Below are 23500 nucleotides of genomic sequence, written 5' to 3'. Positions count from 1 at the left end.
TTGAAAAAGCGTTCCCCAATCATGGAGATTTTTGGACGCAGGTTTGCACCCTAGTCGACGCCGCGCCGCTTCAATGCCTCGGAGAAGCGTTTGCGCACAGCCTGATCCGCGAACGGAAAGGAGCGGAAGAAGTGTTCCTGAGTGATCGGCTGTTGCTCGGCATGGACCTGTGCAGCCCAATGCGCCGCTTCGGCTTCGTTGCCGGCAAGCTCGTTGGTGAACATGGCGATCACGCGAATGAGGCTGTGCGCGCCGGGTGCGCGCGCGGCCCGCTCCGCCCAGAGCGCGGCCTCCTTGTCATGACCTTCGATCGAAAGGCTGAGCGCCCGTGTTCCGAGCATCGCATAAAGCAACGGATCGAGCGGGCTCAGGCCGCGGGCTTCGTCGGCAAGCCGCATGCCGTCCGAACTGGATCCCGTGAGCGTCTCCGTCCAGGCCCGCGCATACAGGCCCTGGGCAAAATTCGGGCTGAGGGAAGTGGACCGGTTCAGCCAGGTCTTCGCCCCGTCCAGATCGCCGGTGAGCCAGAGGGATCTGCCCATGTTGAAATTCGCGAACGGGTCCATCGGATCGATCTCGATGGCGCGTTCCGCCGCCCGCCTGGCCGCATCGACGGCGAAAGCCCGGTTGTCCGAATAGTTCATGAAGGCCGTCTTGAAATGCGCGAAGGAAAGCGCGGCATGTGCGCGGGCGAACCCGGGCTCCATCGCCACTGCTTTCTTGAACATGGCCATGGCGACCTCGTTCTCCACGGCGTCAAACCGATAGAGCGACTGGAGCCCGAGATGATAGGTGGTCCAGACGTCGATGTTTTCCGGAGATTGCAGTTGCGCCCTTGAGGCTTCGCTCAGGGGAATCTGCACCTCGATCGCGAAGATGACCTCGGCGATGATCGTCTCGCGGACGTCATGTACCTCCGCGATCGACGCCTTGATGCGGTCCGCCCAGATAACCTGGCCATCGGAGGTTTCGGTCAGGACCACGTTGATGATGACCTGGTCGATGAATTTTTCGACACTGCCGGACAAGACGTAGCGGACGCCAAGCTGTGTCCGGATGTCCGACAGATCGCTGTCGCGTGACCCGAAGCGGAAGGAGGAGCCGCGCGCGATCACTGAAATCCAGCGCAGGCGGGCAACCGCCGCAATGAGTTCGTGCGGAATGGCTTCGCCCAATGTGCGCGCGACCGGGTCGTCACCGATGGCGTCGAATTTCAATATGGCAATCGACGGCCGCTGCGAAGCGTCCTGCGCCGGGTGGTCACCGTTGCCGGTATCCGGTGTTGCCACCGGTTCGGCAACTGTTTGCGGAGCGCGCCGTTCAAAGGGGGCGACCCAGCGCAGCCCGCGGCCATGTACGGTTTTGATCTTCTCCTGCTTCGCACCGGAATCCTCCACGGCGGACCGGGCCGATTTCACGCAGGTCGACAGGGCTGCATCGGAGACGGCACGGTCGTTCCACAGGACCGAATTGATCTCGTCCTTGGAGACCATGCGGTCGTGGTTGTCGATGAGCAGTTTCAGCAGATCAAGGGCCAGCGGTTCGACATTGACCGGCTCACCCTTGCACCGAAGTTCCTGGCGCGTCGTGTCGAGCTCGAAATCCGCAAAGCAGTAAATCATGGCTCACCATAGCAAACTTCCGTAGCGGGGAGAATTGCTTAGATGAGCTGGCCTCCTGGAGTGGCACCGCCCGTCCAGAACCGGGCGCGCTGCTGCATTCCGTTCGATTTTCGCGTGGTGCCGCCGATTTCAGGTCGCTGTCCCCGTTGCCTGAGGTGAAACCGCCCACCCAGTGCTCAAATCGACATGGCGGATCGAATGCTCCTCGATCAGGTCCTCGTATCCTTCGGGCAGGAAGGACTGCTGCCAGGTATCTCCAAATCTCCGTTTCACGGCATCAAGATCGTCCCAGAGCGATGCGAACACGAGATAGCCCTCATCGGAGGCGATGCCCCGCCCGAAGAAATATCCTGAATTGCCGGGTTCGTGCCTGACCACGTCCGCCGACGTGGTCGCAAATTTCTCCAGAAGGGTCTCTGCGTGGCCTTGCCTGATCCTGACCTGAAACAGCCGGAGGACCGGGCCCTTTCCTGATATTCGTTCGCTCATGCCGTTCTCCTAAACACTGCCTTTCAGACTGTAATTTGATGCGCCAGGACGCCGGGATATTCTTGAAAACAAATGAGCCGGAAGACGGCCAGATCCAGAAAGAGCCTCTGGTAGGCGTTCACCGACATGATGCCGAGAAGGGAAAGCGCTGCCAGGACAGCCAGGCACACGCCACCCCAAAGAACCCAGCACCGCTCACGCATTGCTCAGTGCGTTCCCGAAGAGGCGATGCCTTGCCGCCAAAGGGCGCTCGTCGATCGGAAGATGCACAAGCGCGGCGATGATGCCGGATGCAACGACGCTCCACCACATGATGTCGTAGCTCCCGGTTCGCTCGAAGACGAGCCCGCCGAGCCAGGCGCCGAGAAAGCTGCCGGTCTGGTGCATCAGGAAGACGATTCCGACCAGGGTTGCCAGGTAGCGGGCGCCGAAGATCTGGGCGACGATCCCGGTCGTCAGGGGAACGGTGCCGAGCCAGGTGAATCCGATCACCGCCGCGAAGACGAAAGTCGAGATATCCGACGGCGGAAACAGGATGAACAGGGCGACGGCCAGCGCCCGCGCCAGGTAGAGAACAGCCAGGATCTTCTTCTTGCTGAGGTGGTCGCCGAGAAGGCCGCACATGAATGTTCCGGCGATGTTGGTCGCACCGATGATTGTGAGCGCGGCACCGCCGACCCAACCCGGGAGTTGCCGGTCGAGCAGATAGGCGGGCAGATGGGTGCCGATGAAGGCGAGCTGGAACCCGCAAACGAAAAAGCCGAGCACGAGCAGCACGAATCCACGGTGTGACAGGGCTTCGGAAAGCGCGGACCGCAGGGACTGGTCAGTGCCGGGTTCGACCGATCGTCCGCTCAGGACCGGTGCGAGAACGCAGATGGTTGCCGCAACGAGTGCCAGGCTGACGAGCGCCAGAGGCCAGCTGAACGCGTCGATCAGGCTCAGTGTGACCGGAACCGAAAGGAATATGCCGAGGGAGCCTCCGAGCGAGGCAACGCCGAGCGCCGAGCTGCGGCGCTCGGGCGGAAAGCGCCGGCCGACGGCTCCCAGCACGACGGCATAGCTGGTGGCACTCAGTCCGATGCCGACAAACACGCCGAGCCCCAGAACAAGGCCGAGAGATGTCGACGCGGCCGATGCGCAGAGCAGTCCGCCTGCATAGAGCAGGCCTCCGGCAAAAATCACGCGCGCGCTGCCGAACCGGTCCGCGATCATGCCGGCAAAGGGTTGTGCGATGCCCCACATGAGGTTCTGCAAGGCGATGGCGAACCCGAAGGTTTCCCGGTCGACGGGGGGAAGACTTACGGTGACCGGGCCAAGAAACAGGCCGAAAGAGTGCCGCATCCCCAGGGCGACGAGCGCGATCAACGACCCTGCGAGCAGGATCAAACGCGGACTGACATGAAATCGGGCCGCCGGCCGGGACATTGCGGACATATCGTTTCTCCGAGGTGTTGCTGGAACGCGAACAGGAACTTGCGATTGCGTCAGGTGGCGTGATTGCGCCGGCGCTCTTTTTCACCTGCATGGATGATGGACGGGATCTCGCTGCGATCGATGGCCAGATCCTTGAGCGCGGCGTCGCCGAGTGAGGCCAGTTCCAGGCGATCTTGCCGCAGTTTTCGCCACGCCCGGAAACGCGCCAGCCAGATGAACAGCCACGTTTTGTGTTCGGCTGCGTGCCACGCCGGATAGATTTCTGAACTCTTTGCCATTTCTCTCCGCCACCACGTTCGCCGGACAAAGAGATAATCGCCATCTGCTTGTTATTGATCAAAATGTATTATTGAATATGTGATATGGAAAACTTCAATATCAGGAATGTCGATCTCAATCTGCTGGTCGCATTTGATGCACTTTACAAGGAACGCAGCGTCACGCGGGCGGCGTCTAGGCTGTCCCTCACGCAACCAACCGTGTCCGGAATGCTCAGACGACTGCGGGAAACCTTTGACGACGATCTGTTCGTGCGCACATCTCACGGCATCGTGCCGACCCCAAGGGCCGACGGCATCGCTCCGCGGGTGGCGGAGCTTCTGGATGACATCGGCCTGCTTCTCGCACCGGACGCGTTTGACCCAACCAGCTCCGCGTTCACGGTCAGGGTCTGCGGCAGTGACTATCTCCTGCACACGATCCTGGACACGTTTGCCGAGAGGGTGCTCCGGACGGCGCCCGGCGCGCGCGTCTCGATCCTTCCGAGGCCTGCGGAGGGGGTTGCGCGGCAGCTGGAGAACGGCGAGATCGATCTGGTGCTCAGCGACCGGGAGCTGGCGGTGCCCGATCTGCCGTCGCGCTTCCTTTACAGGGACGACTTTGTCTGCCTTTCCAGTTACGGGGATCTCGCGGACGGCCAAGACATCACTCTTGACCGGTTCTGCGAACTCGAACACGGTTTCGTCGACCCGACCGGCGGCAGCTTTCGCGGACCGATTGACGACGCGCTTGAAGCGGTGGGCCGGAAGAGAAACGTGGTGCTTGCCGTCCCGGGTTTTGCGATGCTGCTGGAACTCATGAAATCGAGACCTCTGCTCGCCTTCGTTCCGGTCCGGATTGCGGCGGCATTCGACCACGGCTTTTCCCGTGTCAACACGCCCCTGGAGCTGCCCCATCTTGAAATCGTCGCAAGCTGGCATCCGCGCATGACGCGCGATCCGAAACACAAGTGGCTGCGCGAGACGCTCGTGTCGATCGCCGACGCCTGACTTTAGGTCACTCCAATCCACAGCCTCATCCTGAGGAGTACGCTGGCGTGCGTCTCGAAGGATGGGCCGCACGGCAGCGTGCCAGCCGCCCAACCTTCGAGACAGCGCTGACGCGCTTCCTCGGGATGAGGTGTTTTTTTGCCGCGCGTCACCCCGGACGCAGCGCAGCGCAGATCCGGGGCCCACTCGTTTCCAGAGCGGTACGAAACGAGCAAGGCGGCAGCCGGAACCCGTCGCTTTCGCAAGCGGTGGCTAGAGTGGGCCCCGGGTCTCACTTCGTTCGCCCGGGGTGACGAAGGAGAGGGTCGATGTTTTTTCCTCAGTCATTGCCAGACTTGATCTGGCAATCCATGCCGTTCCGTTTGAAAAACGGTGAAGCCCTTCGGCAAGAAACGAAACGGCATGGATGCCATGGTCAAGCCCACTGCTGTCCGGTTTAACCCGACTTGGATCTCGTGAGGAGCTCCGCAGACAAGGAATTTGTCATTCCGGCTGAAGCGAAGCGGAAGGCCGGAACCCAGTAACCACCTGTTTCTCTTTATTTTTAAGATCCAGCCACTTGGAGTACTGGTTCCCGGTCTTGCCGCATATGCGACAAACCGGGGATACAATTCCGTATCCCAATTTGGCGCCGCACGGAAACATATGGCTTTCTCAACGAAGTAAGCTCGATTGTGTTTCCCAAACCGGACAGCAGTGGGTCAAGCCATGGCATGACCGGTGAGAGGGGGAGAGCCTGGGGTTGGATCTGTCCGCTGTCATCCGGAAAGACGGACTACCCCGCGCGCTCGTCATCCCGGCCAAGCGCAGCGCAGAGCCGGGATCGGGGAGGCAGAGGACATGATTTTTTTGGTCCGCCCTCCCGGAACACCAGGGCTCCCCGGCCCCGGGTCTCACGCTGTTCGCCCGGGGTGACGATAGGGCGCGCTTACTTCCTTGTGACAGGTTCCGCTTTGCTGTGTGGCTTTTCCGCAACCTGCGCCGTCCCGGACCTGATCCGGGACCTGAATGCGATTGGACAGGGGACCCCGGCTCAGGGCCGGGGTGGCGGTCGGGATCGCATGGCAGCTTCGCGATCAGCTTCTAGAGCCAGAAACGAGGCGTTTCGCGGGTGGCTTCCCAGTAGCCCTTGGCGTAGTGCCACATGGTCTGGCACTGGGATTCGTGCCAGCCGATCACGAAGCCGATGGCCTGGCCGACGGCGACCGCATCCTTGCCTCCTGCGGAAACCTTTTGCGGCAGGGTCTCGGCCATTGCCACGTCATTGAGGTAACCGAAAATGTCCTGAAGCTTTTTCATCCGTTTCAGGAAGGGCTTTACCGTGTCCGCCGGATAAAGCGAATTGTAGAACTCGATGCCGTAGCGCATCTTCTTCATCGCCTTGCGCATTTCGTGCCGCTCGGGAATCGTGAGCTCTTCCAGTCGTTTGCCGTAGCGGAGCACTTTTTTCCACTGCCTGGCGAGGGCCCGGGAGGAATAGGTTTCGATCGGTTGCGCCAGCAGGGCAGTCTGGTCGAAATTTTCCGGATCGAGCCAGCCGCGGCCTTCCGTGTAGGCTGCCAGGTCCAGCAGGAAACCGTTGACCTCGGCCGACTTCAGATGGTCGACGACGGCATCGCGCGTGTCCTCGCTGCGAGAAGCGTTCAGTTTCGCCAGAAGGATGTCGAGCGACAGGTTTGCCGGCGTCTTGTCCGCCAGCGGCTGCACGATTTCGTCGATCAGCACATCGAGATCGCGCATCGAACCGGCTTCGGCCGCAATCGTCCTGGCCATCCGGTCCAGGGGCGCGACGGTGGCCGGGTTCAGTCCCGGCCTGAACAGCCGGAACGCGCTGCGCAAGCGCCGTAGCCCGACGCGCAGCTGGTGCGGGCCTTCCGGGTCCCTCGACCCGATGACCACGACGCGGTTTTCCGAAATCTGTTTCAGGCAGGACCGCAGCACGTCACGAAACGCCAGTTCCACGCTGGTGCCGGGTGTGAAGCTGATCTTCTCGGCAAAACAGGGCTCCGGTGTCTCCGGTTGCCTGCCTTCGGCAAACCGGTAGCCGCGCTCGGCCTTGCTGTAGGGGGAAAACCGGAAAGGGGCATCTTTCAACAGCCTCTTGGCAGCATCGAAAATTGCCTGGCCCGGACCTTCGAGCAGTTCCATCTCGAGTTCGGCGAGCGGCTGGCTGCCGTCGCCTGCGAGGATGTTGCCCGTGTCGAACGCCAGTTCGATCCGGGCACCGTCCTGGTCGCGCGTCAGCTCGCGCGTCGTGCGTTTCATCACGGTTTCGAAGCATTCGCTCAAGGGCGCATTACCGATGGTTTTCTCAAGAACCCGGGCAACTTCGGGATCTTCGATCACCGAAAAGTCGAGCGCGCGGCCCCTGACCGGATGTTCGGCTTCGACGGGTGAGGACAGGCCCGCGACGACACCGGTTCCCACCTTGACGGTCTGCACCCAGCTGCGCCCGGATTTCCTGACGCGGAGAGAAATTTTCGCCTTGCGCAGTGCCTGGTCGGGCGTGTCGAAATAGATCGACTGCAAGGTCTTGGTCACCGGACGGCCGGCCGTGAAACCGTCAATTGCGCCCATGCGCTTCAAGGTGTCCTGGGCGGATGGATCCAGTTCGAGCTTGAGCTCGATTTCACGTCCTGATTTGCTCATGCAATCGTTCTAGCCAAGCCGAAAACGCTTGTCCAGAAAAAGCGCACAATTTGCGCTTTTGTTAGCAGGTTAACGGTGCAAGGTTTTGCGGAAGCATCTTGTTTCTGCAACTTTTGATTATTGCAGGCGTCCGTGAATTCCGGTTCACCCGGCAGTGCAACTGCTTGCATCGGCACTTGGCCCATGATAGGCACCCTCTCCGGTGTCAGTTGCCCCTCTGGCGGAACTGGTAGACGCGCGGGATTCAAAATCCCGTTCCTTCGGGAGTGCCGGTTCGATTCCGGCGGGGGGCACCATTTCATTTTCCAAATTCGATTGACGGCTCAAGCCCCCGGGCACCCTTTTGCGGACCGGATTGCGTAAACTGGCTCATTGTGCGGGCGGGTTTTCCGGTATCTGTTGCTGCAGAAGGTGTAGGACCAGAAGCTGCTTCCTTTTGATTGCAGAATGTGCGACTGAACGCGAATTGCACACCGCCGGGCCCAGTGATGGGGAATTGACGCGCAGAACCACACCCATGAAGCGCCTAGCCACTCCAGATTGTTCTCAGACTGGCAAAAAATCACACTGCCTCTCTCAAAACCGACGAAGAGTTGTTTTTCCTCACAAAGCGAAGATGAACGTCATGAATGTCTATGAACTGGACGCAGATTTCGACACTAGGAGCTATGTCCGCGGTGTTTGGTCGATAGATCAATCTCACGATTCGATTATCAAAGAGGGCGCTTGGAAAGCCAGGCGCCAATCCAGACTTCATGAGGACGGCCGGCTTTTTGCCGAGGACATCAGCAAGTATCAAACCCACTGGCTTGTCGTGAACGTCTGCCCTCTTCCAGAGCTGCATATTATCGGCGAATTCAACACCTTTCGGACCGGCTTTCCTGTCGTCAACCAAAAACTCAGGGATGCATTGGAACGGGTCAATCCGGGCGGTTTCGAGTTTGTCGAAATCACTCAGGTTTGGGCAGAAAAGCAGGCTTGTCTTGTGCCGGGCGGGCCGTTCTACGTCACCAATCTTCTGACCGAACGCGACACCTGGGACGAGAAGAGCACAGAAATTTACAAGATAAAACACGTCGATGGTCACGACGTTGAACGCATAGATGGCACGAAAAAAACGGTGCGGAGCTCAGCACTTCATGGCGCAACCATCTGGCGCGAAAGCCGAACCGGCCATGTGCTTTGCACCGAACCGGTCAAGCAGCAACTTGAAGAAGCCGGCTGCCGCGGCTGGAAATTCAGGCCGGTCCATATCAGCGAGAATTAGCGCCCTAGACGATGTATCGCCAACGACACGTCAATTCAGAACGACCAGCGTGAAAAAAGGTTGACCTAAGACATGAAGAAGATGGATGCGCTTTTCGAATACTGGAAAGACCCAAACTATATGGTCGTGCCAGCGGAACAGCCTGACACGATTATTGAATGGTTGTCGAAGCAGACGCGTGAGACCTGGCATCGTGTGATCATGACGTGGAACTACGACTACGGATGCGAAGTTTTAACATGGGTGCTAGATCAGGAGGACTGCGACAAAGGAACGGCAGCGCGCATCTTTGATGTTGAAGGTTTGGGGCACTGGATATGGGACGAAAGGCTCGCCGCCGATCAGGATCATATATGTTTCATCGTACTAAAGAACTGGGAACGATACCGAACTGGCGAGTTCTATCATCACCCCCATGACAGGGAGCGGCTTCTGGAACAGGTGCGAAAACAGATGAACCGCGGACTTTTTACCAACACTCCAATTTTGGACGTGGTTCAGTATTCAGGTTCACGCGAAGCTGTTTCAGAGTTCGCGTCTGAAGACGGAAATATTGTAGTCGCATTTGATCATTGGGTGCGGGCCAACGGAATTGAAATCACCGAGTGACATCACAAAGCAAGACATCTTCGTAACGAGGTCAAAAGCTAACTCGGTAATTTTATAAATCTGCGCCGATATATCAACGGCCAGAGCATCCTGTCGGATGGCGGCATGAATCGTGCCGTGCGCTAAAAGAAGCGCGAGCGGCCATTCACTCCCATGCCGCCGGATCAAGGTTCCCAAAAACCTGTTCCGCTGAAATACCTGCGCTTGATCACCAGATGCCAAGGTTTTGGCGTTGGAAACACATCAATTTATTGGAGCCGGGACCTGCTATACGTTATCGATAGCAGGTGAGGGGATGTTTTGCGCCGCAGTCTTTGTGCCGTCTTCGGGCGGACCGGGGTCACAAAGCGGAAAACAGCATGCGGGACGGAAAAGATAAATGATCAGCAGACTACGCATCCTGAGCGGCCTGGTTTTGTTCGTGTTCGTGACGGGTCACTTGCTGACGCTCGCATTCGGGCTCTATTCGATCGGCGCAATGGAATCTGCAGGACGGGTCCTGATGGGGCCGTTCGGCAACCCGGTCGGCGGACCGCTCCTGATCCTGAGTTTCTTCGTTCATGCCGGCCTTGGTCTGTGGACGGTCTTCTGGCGCAACAGGCTTTTTTCCAACTGGGCCGATGCGGGACAGGCGGCGCTGGGCCTGGCGATCGTGCCGCTGCTCCTACCCCACATCATGGGCACCGTGGTCGGCCCCGCGATGACGGGTGCGCATGTGGATTTCAAATGGGTGCTCGCGGTTTACTGGATGTTCGTGCCGCATCTCGGAATTCAGCAGGTTCTTGCCCTTATCGTCATCTGGGTCCACGCCTGCTACGGCCTGTTTCTGTGGATGCAGGTGCAGAAATGGTGGGGGCGCTATGCCACTTTTTCCTACCCGTTCGCCGTCATCGTGCCCGTTGCCGCCCTGCTCGGGTTTGTCGAATCCGGCAAGATCCTGATTGCCAACAGCGGCGATCCGGAGTTCATGGCGCCGGTTCGTGAAGCCGCGGCTGCCTACGGGTCCGTCGGTGACACGCTGAACCAGATCCAGAGCCAGGTCCTGTGGTGGTACGCGGCCCTCGTCGTGGTCATCCTCGTCGCCCGCGCGATCCGCCTCTGGGGCAAGCGGCCGAAGATCTCGATCACCTACCGCGACGGCCCGACGATCGAGCGGACCGCCGGGGTCAGCCTGCTCGAAACCGCGCAGTCCATGGACACCGCCCATGCCGCGCTTTGCGGGGCGAGAGGACGCTGCGGATCGTGTGCCGTTCGCGTTCTGGAGGGGCATGAGAACCTTGAACCGCCCGGCAGGACCGAAACGGAGACGATTGCGCGCCGGTCCCTTCCCGATGGCGTCCGGCTTGCCTGCCAGGCCATGCCGGCCGGCGGGGCCGTCACTGTCGAGCGGGTGTTTGATCCGACGATATCCCCGGTCGAATACCAGGAACTGCTCCGGGCAGAAACCCTTGCCGCGCGTGACGCGGACGCGGCTCCGCAGAGCGAGGGCGCCGCATGATCAGGCTGTTCGCGACGCTGATTTTCCTGGGGCTCCTGCATGTGGCGACGCCCCTGTCCGCCCAGATGATGCTTCCGGGCGCCGGTTCTGCCGAGACGGCAAAGGCACCGGCGGAACCATCGCCGAACGACATCAAGGAACTGGCGCGGCTGCTTGCCGATCCGGCGGTGGTCAACTGGCTGCAGCAGCGGGCCGCAGGGCTGGGGGAGGACGGAGCCCCCGCCAACCTGACATTCCGCGAAAGCGTTGAACTGGGCCTCGTACAGATCCAGGCTCGCGTGCAGGAAGTCGGCGCGTCGCTGGCCCTCGTGCCGGGTCTTCCGGCCACCGTTTCCAATACATGGCAGGAGGGTCTGACGCCGAGGGAGCAGCTGAATTTCGTTGTCCTGCTGATCATCTTCGTCTTTGTCGGCGTCGGGCTTGAATGGCTCTACTGGCGCTATGCCGGATACTTTCGAAGACGCATCGAGCTGTCCCGCTCGAACCGCTACATCGACAAGGTGCGCTCGGCGCTGACGCGTCTTGCGCTTGTCTCGGGCGGCGCCGTCTTCTTTTCGCTCGGCACAATCGGCACCTTCGTCATTTTCGACTGGCCGCCCAATGCCGAGGAATTCGTCCTGGAACTCCTGTTCGCGCTGGTCATGCTGCGCGTCGTGTCTGCGCTGGCCTTGTTTGCGCTCGCCCCGCGCATCGAGGCGCTGCGCCTGGTGCCGCTTTCCCGGCAGGATGCGCGGGGTCTTTATCTCGGCGTCATGCTGGCCTCCGCGGTGATGCTGTTCGGACACGGCCTGGCCGAGACGATCGTGGTCCTGGGAGCCGACGAACCGGTCGGCCTCACGATCGACATCATCGCCGCCGCGATCACGACGATGCTTGCGATCCTGCTGCTCTGGCTGATGCACACGCGCAGCGAACCGAAACGCCAGTCCATCGTGATTCCGGTGATCGGTTCGATGACACTGTTCATGCTGTTCATTCTCTGGCTGATCGGCGCCTACAGCGCCGCCGGAACCCTTGCCGTCGTTGCCCTGCTGATCCCCACTGAGCGCATGGTGCGCAAGACGATCGAGCAGGCTTTCGAGGAAAGCCGGGCCGAGGCGGCGCCGGAAGAGGGTAACAGCGAAGCTGACGCGGCCTCCGAAACGGAGGCTGAAACCGGGACGGAAGTCGCCGTTGAGCAGGAAGCGGGACCAGACGCGCAGACGCCGGACGAGACCGAGCAGGAGGCGATTGCAAATGCCGAGGCGATGCACGGCGTCTATCTGCCGGTCGCTGTGCGGCTGGGCCGGTTTGTCGTCGTCGTCTCTGCGGTGGTCTGCATCGGGCTGTTCTGGGGTGTTCAGCCGTGGAACATGTCCGCCGTCGATTCGGCACCGGCACAGGTGGTGCGTGTCCTGATAGATGTCATGGTGGCCTTCCTGATCGGCGATCTCGTTTGGACCGCGACCAAGACCGCCATCGACAGGCGCATGGCAAGCATGCCGAAGCTGGTGCCCGGAATGGCACCTGGACCGGAAGCGCGCATGGCAACCTTGCTGCCCCTGATCAAGAAGGTCGTCCTCGTGACGATCCTGGTGATGGTGGCGCTGATCGGCCTGTCCTCCATGGGCATCAACATCACGCCGCTGCTTGCGGGCGCCGGTGTCGTCGGCCTGGCGGTCGGGTTCGGTGCCCAGGCGCTGGTACGCGATATCGTCTCCGGTGTCTTCTTCCTGATCGACGATGCGTTCCGGGTCGGTGAATATATCGAAATGGGTGACATTCGCGGCACCGTGGAATCGATGTCTATCCGGTCTCTGCAATTGCGCCATCACCGCGGCGCCGTTCACACGATCCCCTTCGGGGAGCTGAAGTCGCTCACCAACTACAGCCGCGACTGGGTGATGATGAAGCTGGAGTTCCGGGTTCCCTTCGACACGGACCTCAAACTTGCCAAGAAGATCGTCAAGAAAATCGATGCGGAACTGCAGGAAAACCCGGATTACGGCGGCAACTTCCTCCAGCCCCTGAAGTTTCAGGGTGTCCGGCGCATGGAGGAATTCAACATGGTCGTCGGCGTCAAGTTCATGACCAAGCCCGGCGGCCAGTGGACGATCCGCCGCGACGCCTACCAGCGTATCCGCGACGAATTCGAAAAGGCGGGGATCAATTTTGCGCAGCGGAATGTCAAGGTGGAGGTCATCGGTGCGGACGAGCTCGACGAGGAAACCAAGGAAAAGGCCGCCGCTGCTGCCATGGACGCCATCGAGCAGAATATGGAGCCCGCGCCGGGTCAGTAGGCGCGCCGAATTCCCGAGAGCGCAGTTGCTTGCAAACGGTAGTTATTCCAGCAATGTAGGATGCCGCTCCGGCGAACGAAACAACATACACAACGGAGAGCCTCATGTCGGGACACGGTTATGAATCCGGCCGCCTGAACCTGCCCTTTGTCGGGATCTCGACCTTCGGCAAGAAGGAATACGTCGCCGACTGGGATGCGATCGATGCCGATGTGGCCGTGCTGGGCGCTCCGTTCGATTTCGGCTGCCAGTTCCGGTCTGGCGCGCGCTTCGGGCCGCGTTCCGTGCGCGAGGCGTCGACGCTTTTCAGTTTCGGTCACGCGGGGGCCTATGATCACGAGGATGACGCGACCTATCTCGGTGCGGATGTCAGGATCGTCGATATCGGCGATGCCGACATCATTCACACCAAGACCGAGGAAAGCCACGCCAACATCGAATACGCGGTGAAGAAGATCCTGCTAGCCGGTGTCCTGCCGGTGGTTATCGGCGGCGACCACTCGGTGAACATTCCCTGTATCAACGCGTTCAGAGACGATTGCGCGGCGAACGGGCCGATCCATGTGGTCCAGATCGATGCGCATCTGGATTTCGTCGACGAGCGCCACGGGGTCACGGCAGGCCATGGCAATCCGATGCGCCGGGCGATCGAGAAGGACTACGTTTCCGGCATGACCCAGCTGGGCATCCGCAACGTGTCCTCGACCGCAAAGGAAGGTTATGAGGATGCGCGTGCGCGGGGGTCCGACATTCTTTCGGTAAGGCAGGTGCGGAAGCTCGGGACCGATGCGGTGCTGGGACGCATTCCCGCCGGCGCCCGATACTACGTCACCATCGACATCGACGCGTTCTGCCCGTCCATTGCGCCCGGTACCGGCACACCCAGTCACGGCGGGTTCCTCTACTACGATGTCCTGGAGATCCTGCAGGGGCTTTCGAAACGGGGCAGCGTCGCAGGTATCGATCTGGTGGAGGTCGCGCCGGACTATGATCCGAGCCAGAGCACGCAGATCCTGGCGGCGCAGATCCTGCTCAATTTCATCGGCTTCATCTTTCACAACAGGCCGTGAGTTTCCTAAAAGAAACAGGCCGGGGGCTGCCTATTCGAGGCTGACCCAGAGCACCTTCGCGTCTTCGTCGCCGGTTGAAATGCAGCCGTGGCCCATGCCGCTGTCATAATAGACGCTGTCGCCCGCCTTCATCGGCAGCGGTCTGTAGTGCTCGGTGAAGAAGGTCAGCTCGCCGCTGATCACATACATGAATTCCTCGCCCCGGTGGCGGATCCAGGACTCGAATTCGGACACGTCGCGGGCCTTGATCGTGCTGATATAGGGAAACATGCGCTTGCTGGTCAGTTCGGTGCACAGGAGTTCATGCGAGTAGGTGGGTGTATCCTGTACTTCGCCGCCACCAGCGAAGGTGACGTCGCGGCGGCCTGAAATATCGCTCGGACCGGACTGCACGAACAGCTGCGGCGTCTTGAGATCCAGGGCCTTGGTCAGACGGCGAACGATGTCGAAACTCGGCCGCGTCTGACTGTTTTCGATCTTGGAAAGAGTCGACCGGCCGATGCCTGCCGCCTTTCCCGCCTCCTCCAGCGTCCAGCCTTTCTTGAGCCGCGCCTCGCGGATCATCTTTCCCAGATGATCGGTGTCGCCTGCGTCGGTGATGTCTTCGTCGGATTGGGAAACCGGGTCCATGTCAGCTCTTTCCGAATTTTCCTGAAACTCGCACAGTCTCAGAAACAGGTCAATTTCTTCTCTTTAAAACATACGTTGCGAATTATGGAAAAGTTTCCTATAAGAAACAAATGATGAGAAAGGGGAGCGTTGTGGCGTTTTCGACGGGGCTTCGGGGTGGTAGTCTTCACCCTGACCCGATGCCACGACATCCTGTCCGGCCCGCACCTTCTTTTTTCGAAAGGAACCGGGTTCTGAAACCGGACCGGAGCGGCTCCAACTGGAACAGGAAAGGACCGGTACCATGGCTGACGCTCCCAAACGCACACCCCTTTACGACCTTCACGTCGAGCTGGGCGGCAAGATGGTGGATTTCGCCGGCTGGGAAATGCCGGTCCAGTATCCGCTCGGCATCATGGGAGAGCACAAGCAGTGCCGCGAGAGGGCCGCGCTTTTCGATGTCAGCCATATGGGGCAGGTCATCCTCAAGGGTGAAAATGTCGGCGAAAAGCTGGAAGCGCTCTGCCCGCAGACCTTTGCCGCGCTGAAGGAAGGCAAGGCCCGCTACGGCTTTTTCACCAACGACAGCGGCGGCATCATGGACGACTTGATCGTCTCCAATGCGGGTGACCATTTTTTCGTCGTCGTCAACGCCTCGATGCGGCACCAGGATATCCCGCATATGGCAGCACATCTCGACGGTGTCGAGGTGACCGAGATCTTCGACCGGGCGCTTGTGGCGGTGCAGGGACCCAAGGCGGAGGATGTCGTCGGGGCTCTTTGCCCGGCCGCGCGCGACCTCAAGTTCATGGAGACGACGGTTGCCGACATCAACGGCGTTGAATGCCGTGTGTCACGTCTCGGCTATACAGGCGAAGACGGCTACGAAATCTCCATTCCCGAAGACAAGGCCGTCGATATCACCCGGGCCTTCCTGGCGGATGACAACTGCGAACCCGCAGGTCTCGGCGCACGCGATTCCCTCCGGCTTGAAGCCGGGCTGTGTCTCTATGGAAGCGATATCGACACGCAGACATCACCGATCGAGGCATCGCTGATCTGGGCGATCCAGAAGCGGCGGCGTGAAGAAGGTGGTTTTCCGGGCGCGGAGCGCATTCAGCGCGAGATTGCGGACGGCCCGTCGCGCAAGCTCGTCGGGATCCGCCCCGAGGGCCGCGCACCCGCGCGCCATGGTGTCGAGGTCCAGGCCGGGGACGGCAGCAGCATCGGCGAGATCACGTCCGGCAGCTTCGGTCCGACGGCAGGCGGTCCGGTCGCGATGGGGTATGTTGCCTCCGCTCACGCCGAGCCGGGCACCAGGGTGAATTTGATCATCAGAGGCAAGGCGCAACCGGCCGAGGTTGTCGCGCTGCCGTTCGTACAACAGAATTACAAGCGCTAATCGTGGAGAGACCGACATGAGCACCTATTTTTCCGAGGACCACGAATGGATCAAGGTGGAGGGCGATACCGCGACCCTCGGGATCACCGCCCACGCTGCCGAACAGCTTGGCGAGATCGTCTACGTGGAGCAGAAAGAGACCGGTGAAAGCTTCGAGAAATCGGATGAGATCGGCGTCGTGGAATCGGTCAAGGCCGCGTCGGAGATCTACGCACCCGTCGACGGCGAGATCGTCGAGGTGAACGGCTCCCTGGCGGACAGCCCGGCAACGCTGAGCGAAAGCCCGGAAGCCGATGGCTGGCTCTACAAGATCAAGCTGTCGAATACCGACCAGCTGAGCGAACTGATGGATCTCGACGCCTACAAGGCCTTCATCGCCTAAGGGAACTGCAACAGATGGCTTTCGAACTCACGACCTACCAGGCCTATGATTTTGCCAACCGCCGGCACATCGGCCCGTCGCCTTCCGAAATGGCGGAGATGCTGAAACTGATCGGCTTTGCCAGCCTCGATGACCTGATCGATGCCACCGTGCCCCCGGCGATCCGGCAGCAGGAAGCGCTCGACTGGGGCGGTCCCGGCCTGTCGGAGCGCGATGCGCTCTTCCACATGAAGCAGGTTGCGTCGAAGAACAAGGTGCTGACGTCCCTGATCGGCCAAGGATATTACGGCACGACGACCCCGGCACCGATCCTGCGCAATATCCTGGAGAACCCGGCCTGGTACACGGCCTATACGCCGTATCAGCCGGAGATTTCGCAGGGGCGTCTCGAAGCCCTGCTCAATTTCCAGACCATGGTGTCCGATCTCACCGGGCTCGATATCGCCAATGCGTCGCTGCTGGACGAATCCACGGCGGCCGCGGAAGCCATGACGATGGCAAAGCGGTCGGCGAAGTCCAAGTCGAACACGTTTTTCGTCGACGAAAACTGCCATCCGCAGAACATCGCCGTCATTCAGACGCGCGCCGAACCGCTCGGGATCGAAGTCGTCGTCGGTAATCCGGACGCGCTCGATCCGGAAACCGTCTTCGGTGCGATCTTCCAGTATCCGGGCACTTACGGGCATGTGCGCGACTTCACCAGCATCATCGGCAAGCTGCACGAGAACAAGGCCCTTGCCATCGTTGCGGCCGATCCGCTGGCCCTGGCTCTCCTGAAGTCGCCGGGTGAAATGGGGGCGGACATTGCCGTCGGTTCCACGCAGCGCTTTGGTGTTCCGATGGGATATGGCGGACCGCATGCCGCCTACATGTCCTGCAAGGATGCGTTCAAGCGCAGCATGCCGGGCCGGATCATCGGGGTGTCGATCGACAGCCGCGGCAAGAAGGCCTACCGCCTGTCGCTGCAGACCCGCGAACAGCATATCCGCCGCGAAAAAGCCAACTCCAACGTGTGCACGGCGCAGGCGCTGCTGGCGGTGATCGCGTCCATGTACGCGGTCTATCACGGGCCGGACGGCATCAAGGCGATTGCGCAGTCTGTTCACCGCAAGACGTCGCGCCTGGCGACGGGTCTTGAGAAACTCGGTTTCAAGGTCGAGCCGGAGGTCTTCTTCGACACGATCACCGTCGAAGTCGGGGCGTTGCAGGGCGTCGTCATGAATGCGGCGGTCGCCAACGGCATCAACCTGCGCAAGGTCGGTGACTCGCGTGTCGGCATCTCGCTCGACGAACAGACCCGGCCGGAGACCATCGAGGCTGTCTGGCGGGCCTTCGGCGGTGACATGATCGACGACAGCGAGCTGAACCGGGACTACCGGCTGCCGCAGCACGCCTTGCGGGAGAGCGCCTACCTGACGCATCCGATCTTCCACATGAACCGCGCGGAAGCGGAAATGACGCGCTACATGCGCCGGCTGGCAGATCGTGACCTTGCCCTCGACCGGGCGATGATCCCGCTCGGCTCCTGCACGATGAAGCTGAACGCGACCATCGAGATGATCCCGGTGACCTGGCCGGAATTCTCCGATCTGCACCCGTTCGTTCCGGAAGATCAGGCCGCGGGCTATCACGAGATGATCTCCGATCTGAACGACAAGCTGTGCCAGATCACCGGCTATGACGCGATCAGCCAGCAGCCGAATTCCGGCGCGCAGGGCGAATATGCCGGTCTTTTGACCATCCGGAACTATCACGTTGCGCGCGGGGAAGGTCATCGCAACATCTGCCTGATCCCGACGTCTGCCCACGGCACCAATCCTGCGTCCGCACAGATGGTCGGTTACAAGGTCGTGCCGGTGAAGTCTGACGAAAAGGGCGATATCGATCTTGCCGATTTCCGCGAGAAGGCGGAGCAGCATTCGGAAAATCTTGCTGCCTGCATGATCACCTATCCTTCGACGCACGGTGTTTTCGAGGAGACCGTCCAGGAAGTCTGCCAGATCACCCATGATCACGGCGGCCAGGTCTATATCGACGGCGCGAACATGAATGCGATGGTCGGTCTGTCGCAGCCGGGCGCCATCGGTGGTGACGTCAGCCACCTCAACCTGCACAAGACCTTCTGCATTCCGCATGGCGGCGGCGGTCCGGGCATGGGTCCGATCGGCGTCAAGGCGCACCTGGAACCCTATCTGCCCGGTCATCCGGAATACGGTACGGCCGTCGGTCCGGTCTCCGCCGCGCCGTTCGGGTCACCGTCCATCCTGCCGGTGAGCTGGGCCTATGTCCTGCTGATGGGCGGGCCGGGCCTGACGCAGGCGACCAAGGTCGCAATCCTGAACGCGAACTACATCGCGGCGCGGCTGAAGGATGCCTACGAGATCCTCTATACATCCGAAACCGGCCGGGTCGCGCATGAGTGCATTCTCGACACGCGCCCCCTTGCCGACAGCGCCGGGGTGACGGTCGAGGATGTGGCCAAGCGGCTGATGGACAGCGGTTTTCATGCACCGACCATGTCCTGGCCGGTTGCCGGCACGCTCATGGTCGAGCCGACGGAATCGGAACCGAAGGCAGAGCTCGACCGGTTCTGCGACGCGATGCTGTCCATCCGCGCGGAAGCGCAGGACATCATCGACGGCAGGATCGATCCGGAAAACAACCCGCTCAAGAATGCGCCGCACACGGTGGCGGATCTTGTCGGGGAATGGAACCGGCCCTACACACGCGAACAGGCGTGTTATCCGGCAGGTTCGCTCGACGTCGACAAGTATTGGGCGCCGGTCAACCGGGTTGACAATGCCTATGGCGACCGGAATCTGGTTTGCACCTGCCCGCCGATGTCGGACTACGCGGAAGCGGCTGAATAAATCAAGGGCGCGGCGCTCACGGGCGCCGTGCATTCGGAGCCGGCCGTATGTTCCTCAGCGTTTTCGACATCTTCAAGATCGGGATCGGCCCGTCGTCGTCGCACACGATGGGGCCGATGACCGCGGCCGTCGACTTTCTGGACCGGCTTGCCGCCGGTGACGGCGGACGGTTTGCGCCCACACAGGCCGCGCATCTGAGCGCATCGCTGCACGGGTCGCTGGCCTTTACCGGCAAGGGTCACGCGACCGACCGTGCGGTCATGCTGGGTCTGCTCGGGTTCCGTCCGGACAATGTCGATGCCGGGCTTGCCGAACAGAAGCTGCTGCAATTGCAGCAGACGCGGACACTGGCTGCCGGTGCGTGCGGCGATATCCGCTTCGATCCGGATCAGGATCTTGTCTTCGACTACGGTGCCGCCCTGCCGCTGCATGCAAACGGCATGAAACTGACCGCCCGGGATGCAGACGGTCGCGTTCTGCTCGCCGAAACCTATTATTCCATCGGTGGCGGGTTCATCGCGACGGAAGCCGAACTTCTGGCCGCGGAAAAGGCACCGGATGTCGATCTTCACGACGAAAAGGAAGCCATCGGCTATCCGTATCCGTTCGGATCGGCAGCGGAGATGCTGGAAATGGGCCGTGCCTCCGGCCTGAGCATTGCCGACATGAAGCGGGCCAACGAAGAATCCGTCCTCGGACGGGACGTGCTCAACAACCGTCTTGCGGCCGTCTGGTCGGTCATGGACGCCTGTATCACGCGCGGCCTCACGCTGGAGGGCATCCTGCCCGGCGGGTTGAGCGTCAAGCGCAGGGCAAGGGCCATCCATCAGCGCCTCCAGGAGCAAACCGGCTCCAACAGCCAGCAGCCGCATGCCATCAACGACTGGCTGTCCGTCTATGCGATGGCGGTGAACGAGGAAAACGCCGCCGGCGGCCAGGTGGTCACGTCGCCGACCAACGGGGCGGCGGGCGTCGTGCCCGCAGTGATCCGCTACTACCGGGATCACTGCGTCGACACGTCCCGCAAGGGGATTGACGATTTTCTGCTGACCGCCGCCGCGATCGGCGGACTGATCAAGCACAATGCGTCGATCTCCGGCGCGGAATGCGGCTGTCAGGCGGAAGTCGGTTCGGCCTCCGCAATGGCTGCCGCGGGACTGTGTGCCGCGCTTGGCGGCAGCAACGCACAGGTCGAGAACGCGGCCGAGATCGCGCTCGAACATCACCTCGGCATGACCTGCGATCCCGTGAAGGGCCTGGTTCAGGTGCCCTGCATCGAGCGCAACGGCATGGGTGCGATCAAGGCGGTGTCGGCCGCTTCGCTTGCGCTCCACGGGGACGGCGTTCACTTCATGCCGCTGGACAATTGCATCGAAACGATGCGCCAGACGGGGCAGGACATGCGTGACAAGTACAAGGAAACGTCGCTGGGCGGACTGGCTGTCAACCTGCCGGAGTGCTGACACCGGGCACCCGGACGGCAGGTCTTCGCCTTCCACCGGAGACCTGTCACAAGGGCGGGCCTGTTCCGCGAACGAGATTTTCAACCAATCCCGGTATTTGGCGGATCTGTTGGTGACTTTTTAAGCCACTGCCGCTATGGAAGCGCCATGATCAGACGCCTCTACGACTGGACCCTGTCCCTTGCCGCCGGACCGCGCGCGCCTGCCGCGCTCGGGTCCGTTTCCTTCGTTGAAAGTTCCTTCTTTCCGATCCCGCCGGACATTCTCCTGATCCCGATGGTGATCGCCCGCAGGGAAAAGGCCTGGTGGTATGCGCTGCTGTGTACCGTGACGTCGGTTGTCGGCGGCATACTGGGTTACCTAATCGGCATGTTTCTGTTTGAACAGGTCGCCGAACCGATCCTGACCTTCTACGGAAAGATGGACAAGTTCGACGAGTTCAGCGCGGTCTTCAATCACTGGGGATGGTGGTTCGTCTTCATCGCCGGCCTGACGCCCTTTCCGTACAAGGTCATCACCATTGCCTCCGGCGTGGCGGGACTGAGCCTGCCGATTTTCATCGTTGCCAGCATCGTCTCCAGGGGCCTGCGTTTCTTCATCGTTGCGGGGCTGCTCTATTTCTTCGGCCCGCCGATCAAGGAGTTCATCGAAAAACGCCTCGGTCTCATGTTCACCCTATTTGTGGTGTTGCTGGTCGGCGGCTTTATTCTGCTGCGCTACATCTGAACAAAGAGGATGCGATGATCCAGGGCTTGACTGCTCGAAACGTGACCGGGCTTGTCCTTGCAGGCGGGCTTGCCGTGATAGCGACGGCCTGGGGTTTTCAGCTGATTGGCGGTTATGTTCCCTGCAAGCTTTGCCTGGAACAGCGCGTGCCGTACTACGTCGGACTTCCCGTGACCGCACTCGCGCTTCTCCTGATCACGACGCAGCGCACTGTCCTGGCCTTGTTTGCTCTCCTGGGCGTGGCCGCAATCTTTGCCTATGGATCGGGCCTGGGTATCTATCAGGCAGGTGCGGAGTGGCAGTTCTGGGCGGGTCCCAATGATTGCGGCGGCGGTTCGGCCGCACCCAACTCGGCCGCCAACATGCTGCAGGCACTGCAATCGACACGGATCGTCAGTTGTACGGAAGCCAGTTGGCGCATGCTTGGGCTTTCCTTCGCCGGCTGGAATGCCGTTGCGTCCGGCGGACTTGCGCTCCTCGCCCTTGTTGCCGCTTTTTTGTTGAAGCGGGCAGAAAACAAAGCCACTGTGAACGCATGAGCGGAAAAAAGCACCCAAAGGAAGAGCAGCGCGAAGAAGCTCTCAAGGCACTCGATCGCGTGCAGGCGGAAAGCGAAACGATCGTGGGCTCGACCTTCGTGCGCATGGCCGACAGGGCAAAAGACCACTTGAACGCTGCCGACAAGGATGAAAACGATCAGATCGAGGTCTGGGGAACCCGGATCGGCAGGGTTGCCGGGGTGATATTCGCGATCGGGCTGGTGATCTACCTTTTCGTTACCTACTTGTAGGTCGAGTATCGCGCTCCGGAGAAGCAAGGCAGGCAACATGGCATCCGTCCGACCGATCAGCCGAAGCGACTGGTCCGACCTAAGGGCACCCGATCTGTCCGACTTCGAGAAGATGGCCAGCGAGGTTCTCGCGGGGCTGCCGGACGATGTACTGCTGCGCTGCGGCCACATCCAGATCAGCCTTGCCGACTATGCTCCCGACGATGTGCTGGATGCGCTCGCGATCGAAGACCCGCACGATCTGCTCGGTCTGTTCGAAGGGCAAGGGCTGGCGCAGGGAGGCGATGCCGAGCATACGGGTCAGATGCCCAACCGTATCTGGCTGTTCCGGCGGCCCATTCTCGACTATTGGGCGGCCATGGACGAAACCCTCGGCGATGTCGTGGCGCATGTCCTGATCCATGAAATCGGCCACCATTTCGGCCTGTCCGACCAGGACATGGAACGCATCGAGGCCGCCGCGGATCTTTGATCCGCCTGCGGCCTCTTCTGAGATGTGCCGTTTTGGCCGCTCTTATCCGGCCGGTGCAGCCTGTGCGCGCTCGATCGACTCGGTGATCAGTTTCTTCGCGGCTTCTGCGCCTTCGACACCGGTGACCTTCACCCATTTGCCGGGCTCCAGATCCTTGTAGTGCTCGAAGAAATGCTTGACCTGATCGACCGTGATTTGCGGCAGGTCGGTCACGTCATGAATATGGGCGTAGCGTTTCGTGAGTTTTTGGCCGGGCACGGCGATGATCTTTTCATCCTGTCCCGATTCGTCTTCCATCATGAGGACACCGATCGGGCGGCAGGACATGATCGCGCCAGGCACGACGGGGCGCTGGTTGACGACCACAACATCGATCGGGTCGCCGTCGCCGCACAAGGTGTGCGGAACGAAGCCGTAGTTGCCCGGGTAGCGCATCGGAGTATAGAGGAAGCGGTCGACGTACATGGCACCGGCGTCCTTGTCCATCTCGTATTTGATCGGCTCGCCGCCCACAGACACCTCGATAATCACGTTGATGTCTTCCGGCGGGTTGCTGCCGATTGGCACGGCATCGATACGCATTTTGAAACTCCTGTTG

General features: G+C 60.8%; 23 protein-coding genes and 1 tRNA gene. 15 read left to right on the top strand and 9 right to left on the bottom strand.

Going from position 1 to position 23500, the window contains the following annotated elements:
- Window positions 1-50 precede the first annotated feature (50 nt).
- From ACO07N_RS06355 to ACO07N_RS06335, 5 genes are all read right to left on the bottom strand, one after another.
- On the bottom strand, window positions 51-1622 hold the full coding sequence (locus tag ACO07N_RS06355) for a winged helix-turn-helix domain-containing tetratricopeptide repeat protein (protein ID WP_421980216.1): 1572 nt from the start codon (window positions 1620-1622) through the stop codon (window positions 51-53).
- A gap of 129 nt (window positions 1623-1751) precedes the next feature.
- The gene (locus ACO07N_RS06350; RefSeq protein ID WP_421980215.1) at window positions 1752-2111 is read right to left on the bottom strand and encodes an antibiotic biosynthesis monooxygenase; all 360 of its coding nucleotides are present in this window, start codon (window positions 2109-2111) and stop codon (window positions 1752-1754) included.
- A 23-nt stretch (window positions 2112-2134) separates the two neighbouring features.
- The gene (locus tag ACO07N_RS06345; protein WP_421980214.1) at window positions 2135-2314 is read right to left on the bottom strand and encodes a hypothetical protein; all 180 of its coding nucleotides are present in this window, start codon (window positions 2312-2314) and stop codon (window positions 2135-2137) included.
- Window positions 2307-3548: an MFS transporter gene (locus ACO07N_RS06340; RefSeq protein ID WP_421980213.1), complete on the bottom strand. Its 1242-nt coding sequence runs from the start codon at window positions 3546-3548 to the stop codon at window positions 2307-2309. Before ACO07N_RS06340 ends, ACO07N_RS06345 begins: the two co-directional genes overlap by 8 nt.
- Before the next feature lie 50 nt (window positions 3549-3598).
- Window positions 3599-3826 carry a DUF1127 domain-containing protein gene (locus ACO07N_RS06335; RefSeq protein WP_421980212.1) on the bottom strand — a complete coding sequence of 76 codons (228 nt, stop codon included), beginning with the start codon at window positions 3824-3826 and terminating at the stop codon, window positions 3599-3601.
- Window positions 3827-3910: 84 nt separating this feature from the next.
- Between ACO07N_RS06335 and ACO07N_RS06330 the strand changes: the two genes are divergently transcribed.
- Window positions 3911-4816 (top strand): LysR family transcriptional regulator, encoded by a 906-nt coding sequence (locus ACO07N_RS06330; protein ID WP_421980211.1) that lies wholly within the window; start codon window positions 3911-3913, stop codon window positions 4814-4816.
- Window positions 4817-5899: 1083 nt separating this feature from the next.
- Here the strand turns inward: ACO07N_RS06330 and ACO07N_RS06325 are convergent.
- Window positions 5900-7465: a CHAD domain-containing protein gene (locus tag ACO07N_RS06325; RefSeq protein ID WP_421980210.1), complete on the bottom strand. Its 1566-nt coding sequence runs from the start codon at window positions 7463-7465 to the stop codon at window positions 5900-5902.
- A complete protein-coding gene (locus ACO07N_RS06320; protein WP_421980209.1) occupies window positions 7462-7650 on the bottom strand; it encodes a hypothetical protein in 189 nt (62 codons plus the stop codon). The genes ACO07N_RS06325 and ACO07N_RS06320 overlap by 4 nt, the downstream gene beginning before the upstream one ends.
- A 26-nt stretch (window positions 7651-7676) precedes the next feature.
- Here ACO07N_RS06320 and ACO07N_RS06315 point away from each other — a divergent pair.
- The 6 genes from ACO07N_RS06315 (at window position 7677) to speB (ending at window position 14188) form a co-directional block, all read left to right on the top strand.
- A tRNA-Leu gene (locus ACO07N_RS06315) sits at window positions 7677-7761 on the top strand.
- 329 nt (window positions 7762-8090) lie between these two features.
- The gene (locus ACO07N_RS06310; protein ID WP_421980208.1) at window positions 8091-8732 is read left to right on the top strand and encodes an imm11 family protein; all 642 of its coding nucleotides are present in this window, start codon (window positions 8091-8093) and stop codon (window positions 8730-8732) included.
- 72 nt (window positions 8733-8804) lie between these two features.
- Window positions 8805-9341 (top strand): DUF4274 domain-containing protein, encoded by a 537-nt coding sequence (locus ACO07N_RS06305; protein ID WP_421980207.1) that lies wholly within the window; start codon window positions 8805-8807, stop codon window positions 9339-9341.
- Between the two features lie 379 nt (window positions 9342-9720).
- Window positions 9721-10839 (top strand): 2Fe-2S iron-sulfur cluster-binding protein, encoded by a 1119-nt coding sequence (locus ACO07N_RS06300; protein WP_421980206.1) that lies wholly within the window; start codon window positions 9721-9723, stop codon window positions 10837-10839.
- Window positions 10836-13118: a mechanosensitive ion channel domain-containing protein gene (locus tag ACO07N_RS06295; protein WP_421980205.1), complete on the top strand. Its 2283-nt coding sequence runs from the start codon at window positions 10836-10838 to the stop codon at window positions 13116-13118. Before ACO07N_RS06300 ends, ACO07N_RS06295 begins: the two co-directional genes overlap by 4 nt.
- Window positions 13119-13222: 104 nt before the next feature.
- Window positions 13223-14188, top strand: a complete 966-nt coding sequence (gene speB / locus ACO07N_RS06290; protein WP_421980204.1) for an agmatinase — start codon at window positions 13223-13225, stop codon at window positions 14186-14188.
- 30 nt (window positions 14189-14218) lie between these two features.
- Here the strand turns inward: speB and ACO07N_RS06285 are convergent, their stop codons facing one another.
- Window positions 14219-14818 carry a helix-turn-helix domain-containing protein gene (locus ACO07N_RS06285; RefSeq protein ID WP_421980203.1) on the bottom strand — a complete coding sequence of 200 codons (600 nt, stop codon included), beginning with the start codon at window positions 14816-14818 and terminating at the stop codon, window positions 14219-14221.
- Window positions 14819-15101: 283 nt separating this feature from the next.
- Between ACO07N_RS06285 and gcvT the strand changes: the two genes are divergently transcribed.
- The 8 genes from gcvT to ACO07N_RS06245 all read left to right on the top strand — a co-directional run bounded on the left by gcvT (window position 15102) and on the right by ACO07N_RS06245 (window position 22902).
- Window positions 15102-16199, top strand: a complete 1098-nt coding sequence (gene gcvT, locus ACO07N_RS06280; protein ID WP_421980202.1) for a glycine cleavage system aminomethyltransferase GcvT — start codon at window positions 15102-15104, stop codon at window positions 16197-16199.
- A 16-nt stretch (window positions 16200-16215) separates the two neighbouring features.
- Window positions 16216-16581: a glycine cleavage system protein GcvH gene (gene gcvH, locus ACO07N_RS06275; protein WP_306142076.1), complete on the top strand. Its 366-nt coding sequence runs from the start codon at window positions 16216-16218 to the stop codon at window positions 16579-16581.
- Window positions 16582-16595: 14 nt separating this feature from the next.
- Entirely contained in the window at window positions 16596-19451 is a 2856-nt protein-coding gene (gcvP, locus tag ACO07N_RS06270) for an aminomethyl-transferring glycine dehydrogenase (protein WP_421980201.1), read from the top strand.
- Between the two features lie 47 nt (window positions 19452-19498).
- Entirely contained in the window at window positions 19499-20914 is a 1416-nt protein-coding gene (locus tag ACO07N_RS06265) for an L-serine ammonia-lyase (protein ID WP_421980200.1), read from the top strand.
- A gap of 147 nt (window positions 20915-21061) precedes the next feature.
- Window positions 21062-21640: a YqaA family protein gene (locus ACO07N_RS06260; RefSeq protein ID WP_421980199.1), complete on the top strand. Its 579-nt coding sequence runs from the start codon at window positions 21062-21064 to the stop codon at window positions 21638-21640.
- Window positions 21641-21654: 14 nt separating this feature from the next.
- Window positions 21655-22179 carry a disulfide bond formation protein B gene (locus ACO07N_RS06255; protein ID WP_421980198.1) on the top strand — a complete coding sequence of 175 codons (525 nt, stop codon included), beginning with the start codon at window positions 21655-21657 and terminating at the stop codon, window positions 22177-22179.
- The gene (locus tag ACO07N_RS06250) at window positions 22176-22430 is read left to right on the top strand and encodes a hypothetical protein (protein WP_421980197.1); all 255 of its coding nucleotides are present in this window, start codon (window positions 22176-22178) and stop codon (window positions 22428-22430) included. Before ACO07N_RS06255 ends, ACO07N_RS06250 begins: the two co-directional genes overlap by 4 nt.
- Before the next feature lie 37 nt (window positions 22431-22467).
- Window positions 22468-22902, top strand: a complete 435-nt coding sequence (locus ACO07N_RS06245) for a metallopeptidase family protein (RefSeq protein WP_421980196.1) — start codon at window positions 22468-22470, stop codon at window positions 22900-22902.
- A gap of 42 nt (window positions 22903-22944) precedes the next feature.
- Here the strand turns inward: ACO07N_RS06245 and ppa are convergent, their stop codons facing one another.
- Window positions 22945-23484, bottom strand: a complete 540-nt coding sequence (gene ppa / locus ACO07N_RS06240) for an inorganic diphosphatase (protein ID WP_421980195.1) — start codon at window positions 23482-23484, stop codon at window positions 22945-22947.
- Between the last annotated feature and the right edge of the window lie 16 nt (window positions 23485-23500).

The sequence above is a fragment of the Roseibium sp. genome (assembly GCF_965229775.1).
GTDB lineage: Bacteria > Pseudomonadota > Alphaproteobacteria > Rhizobiales > Stappiaceae > Roseibium.
The sequence above is the reverse complement of the archived record's forward strand: the minus strand, read 5'-3'. Positions and strand labels throughout refer to the sequence as shown.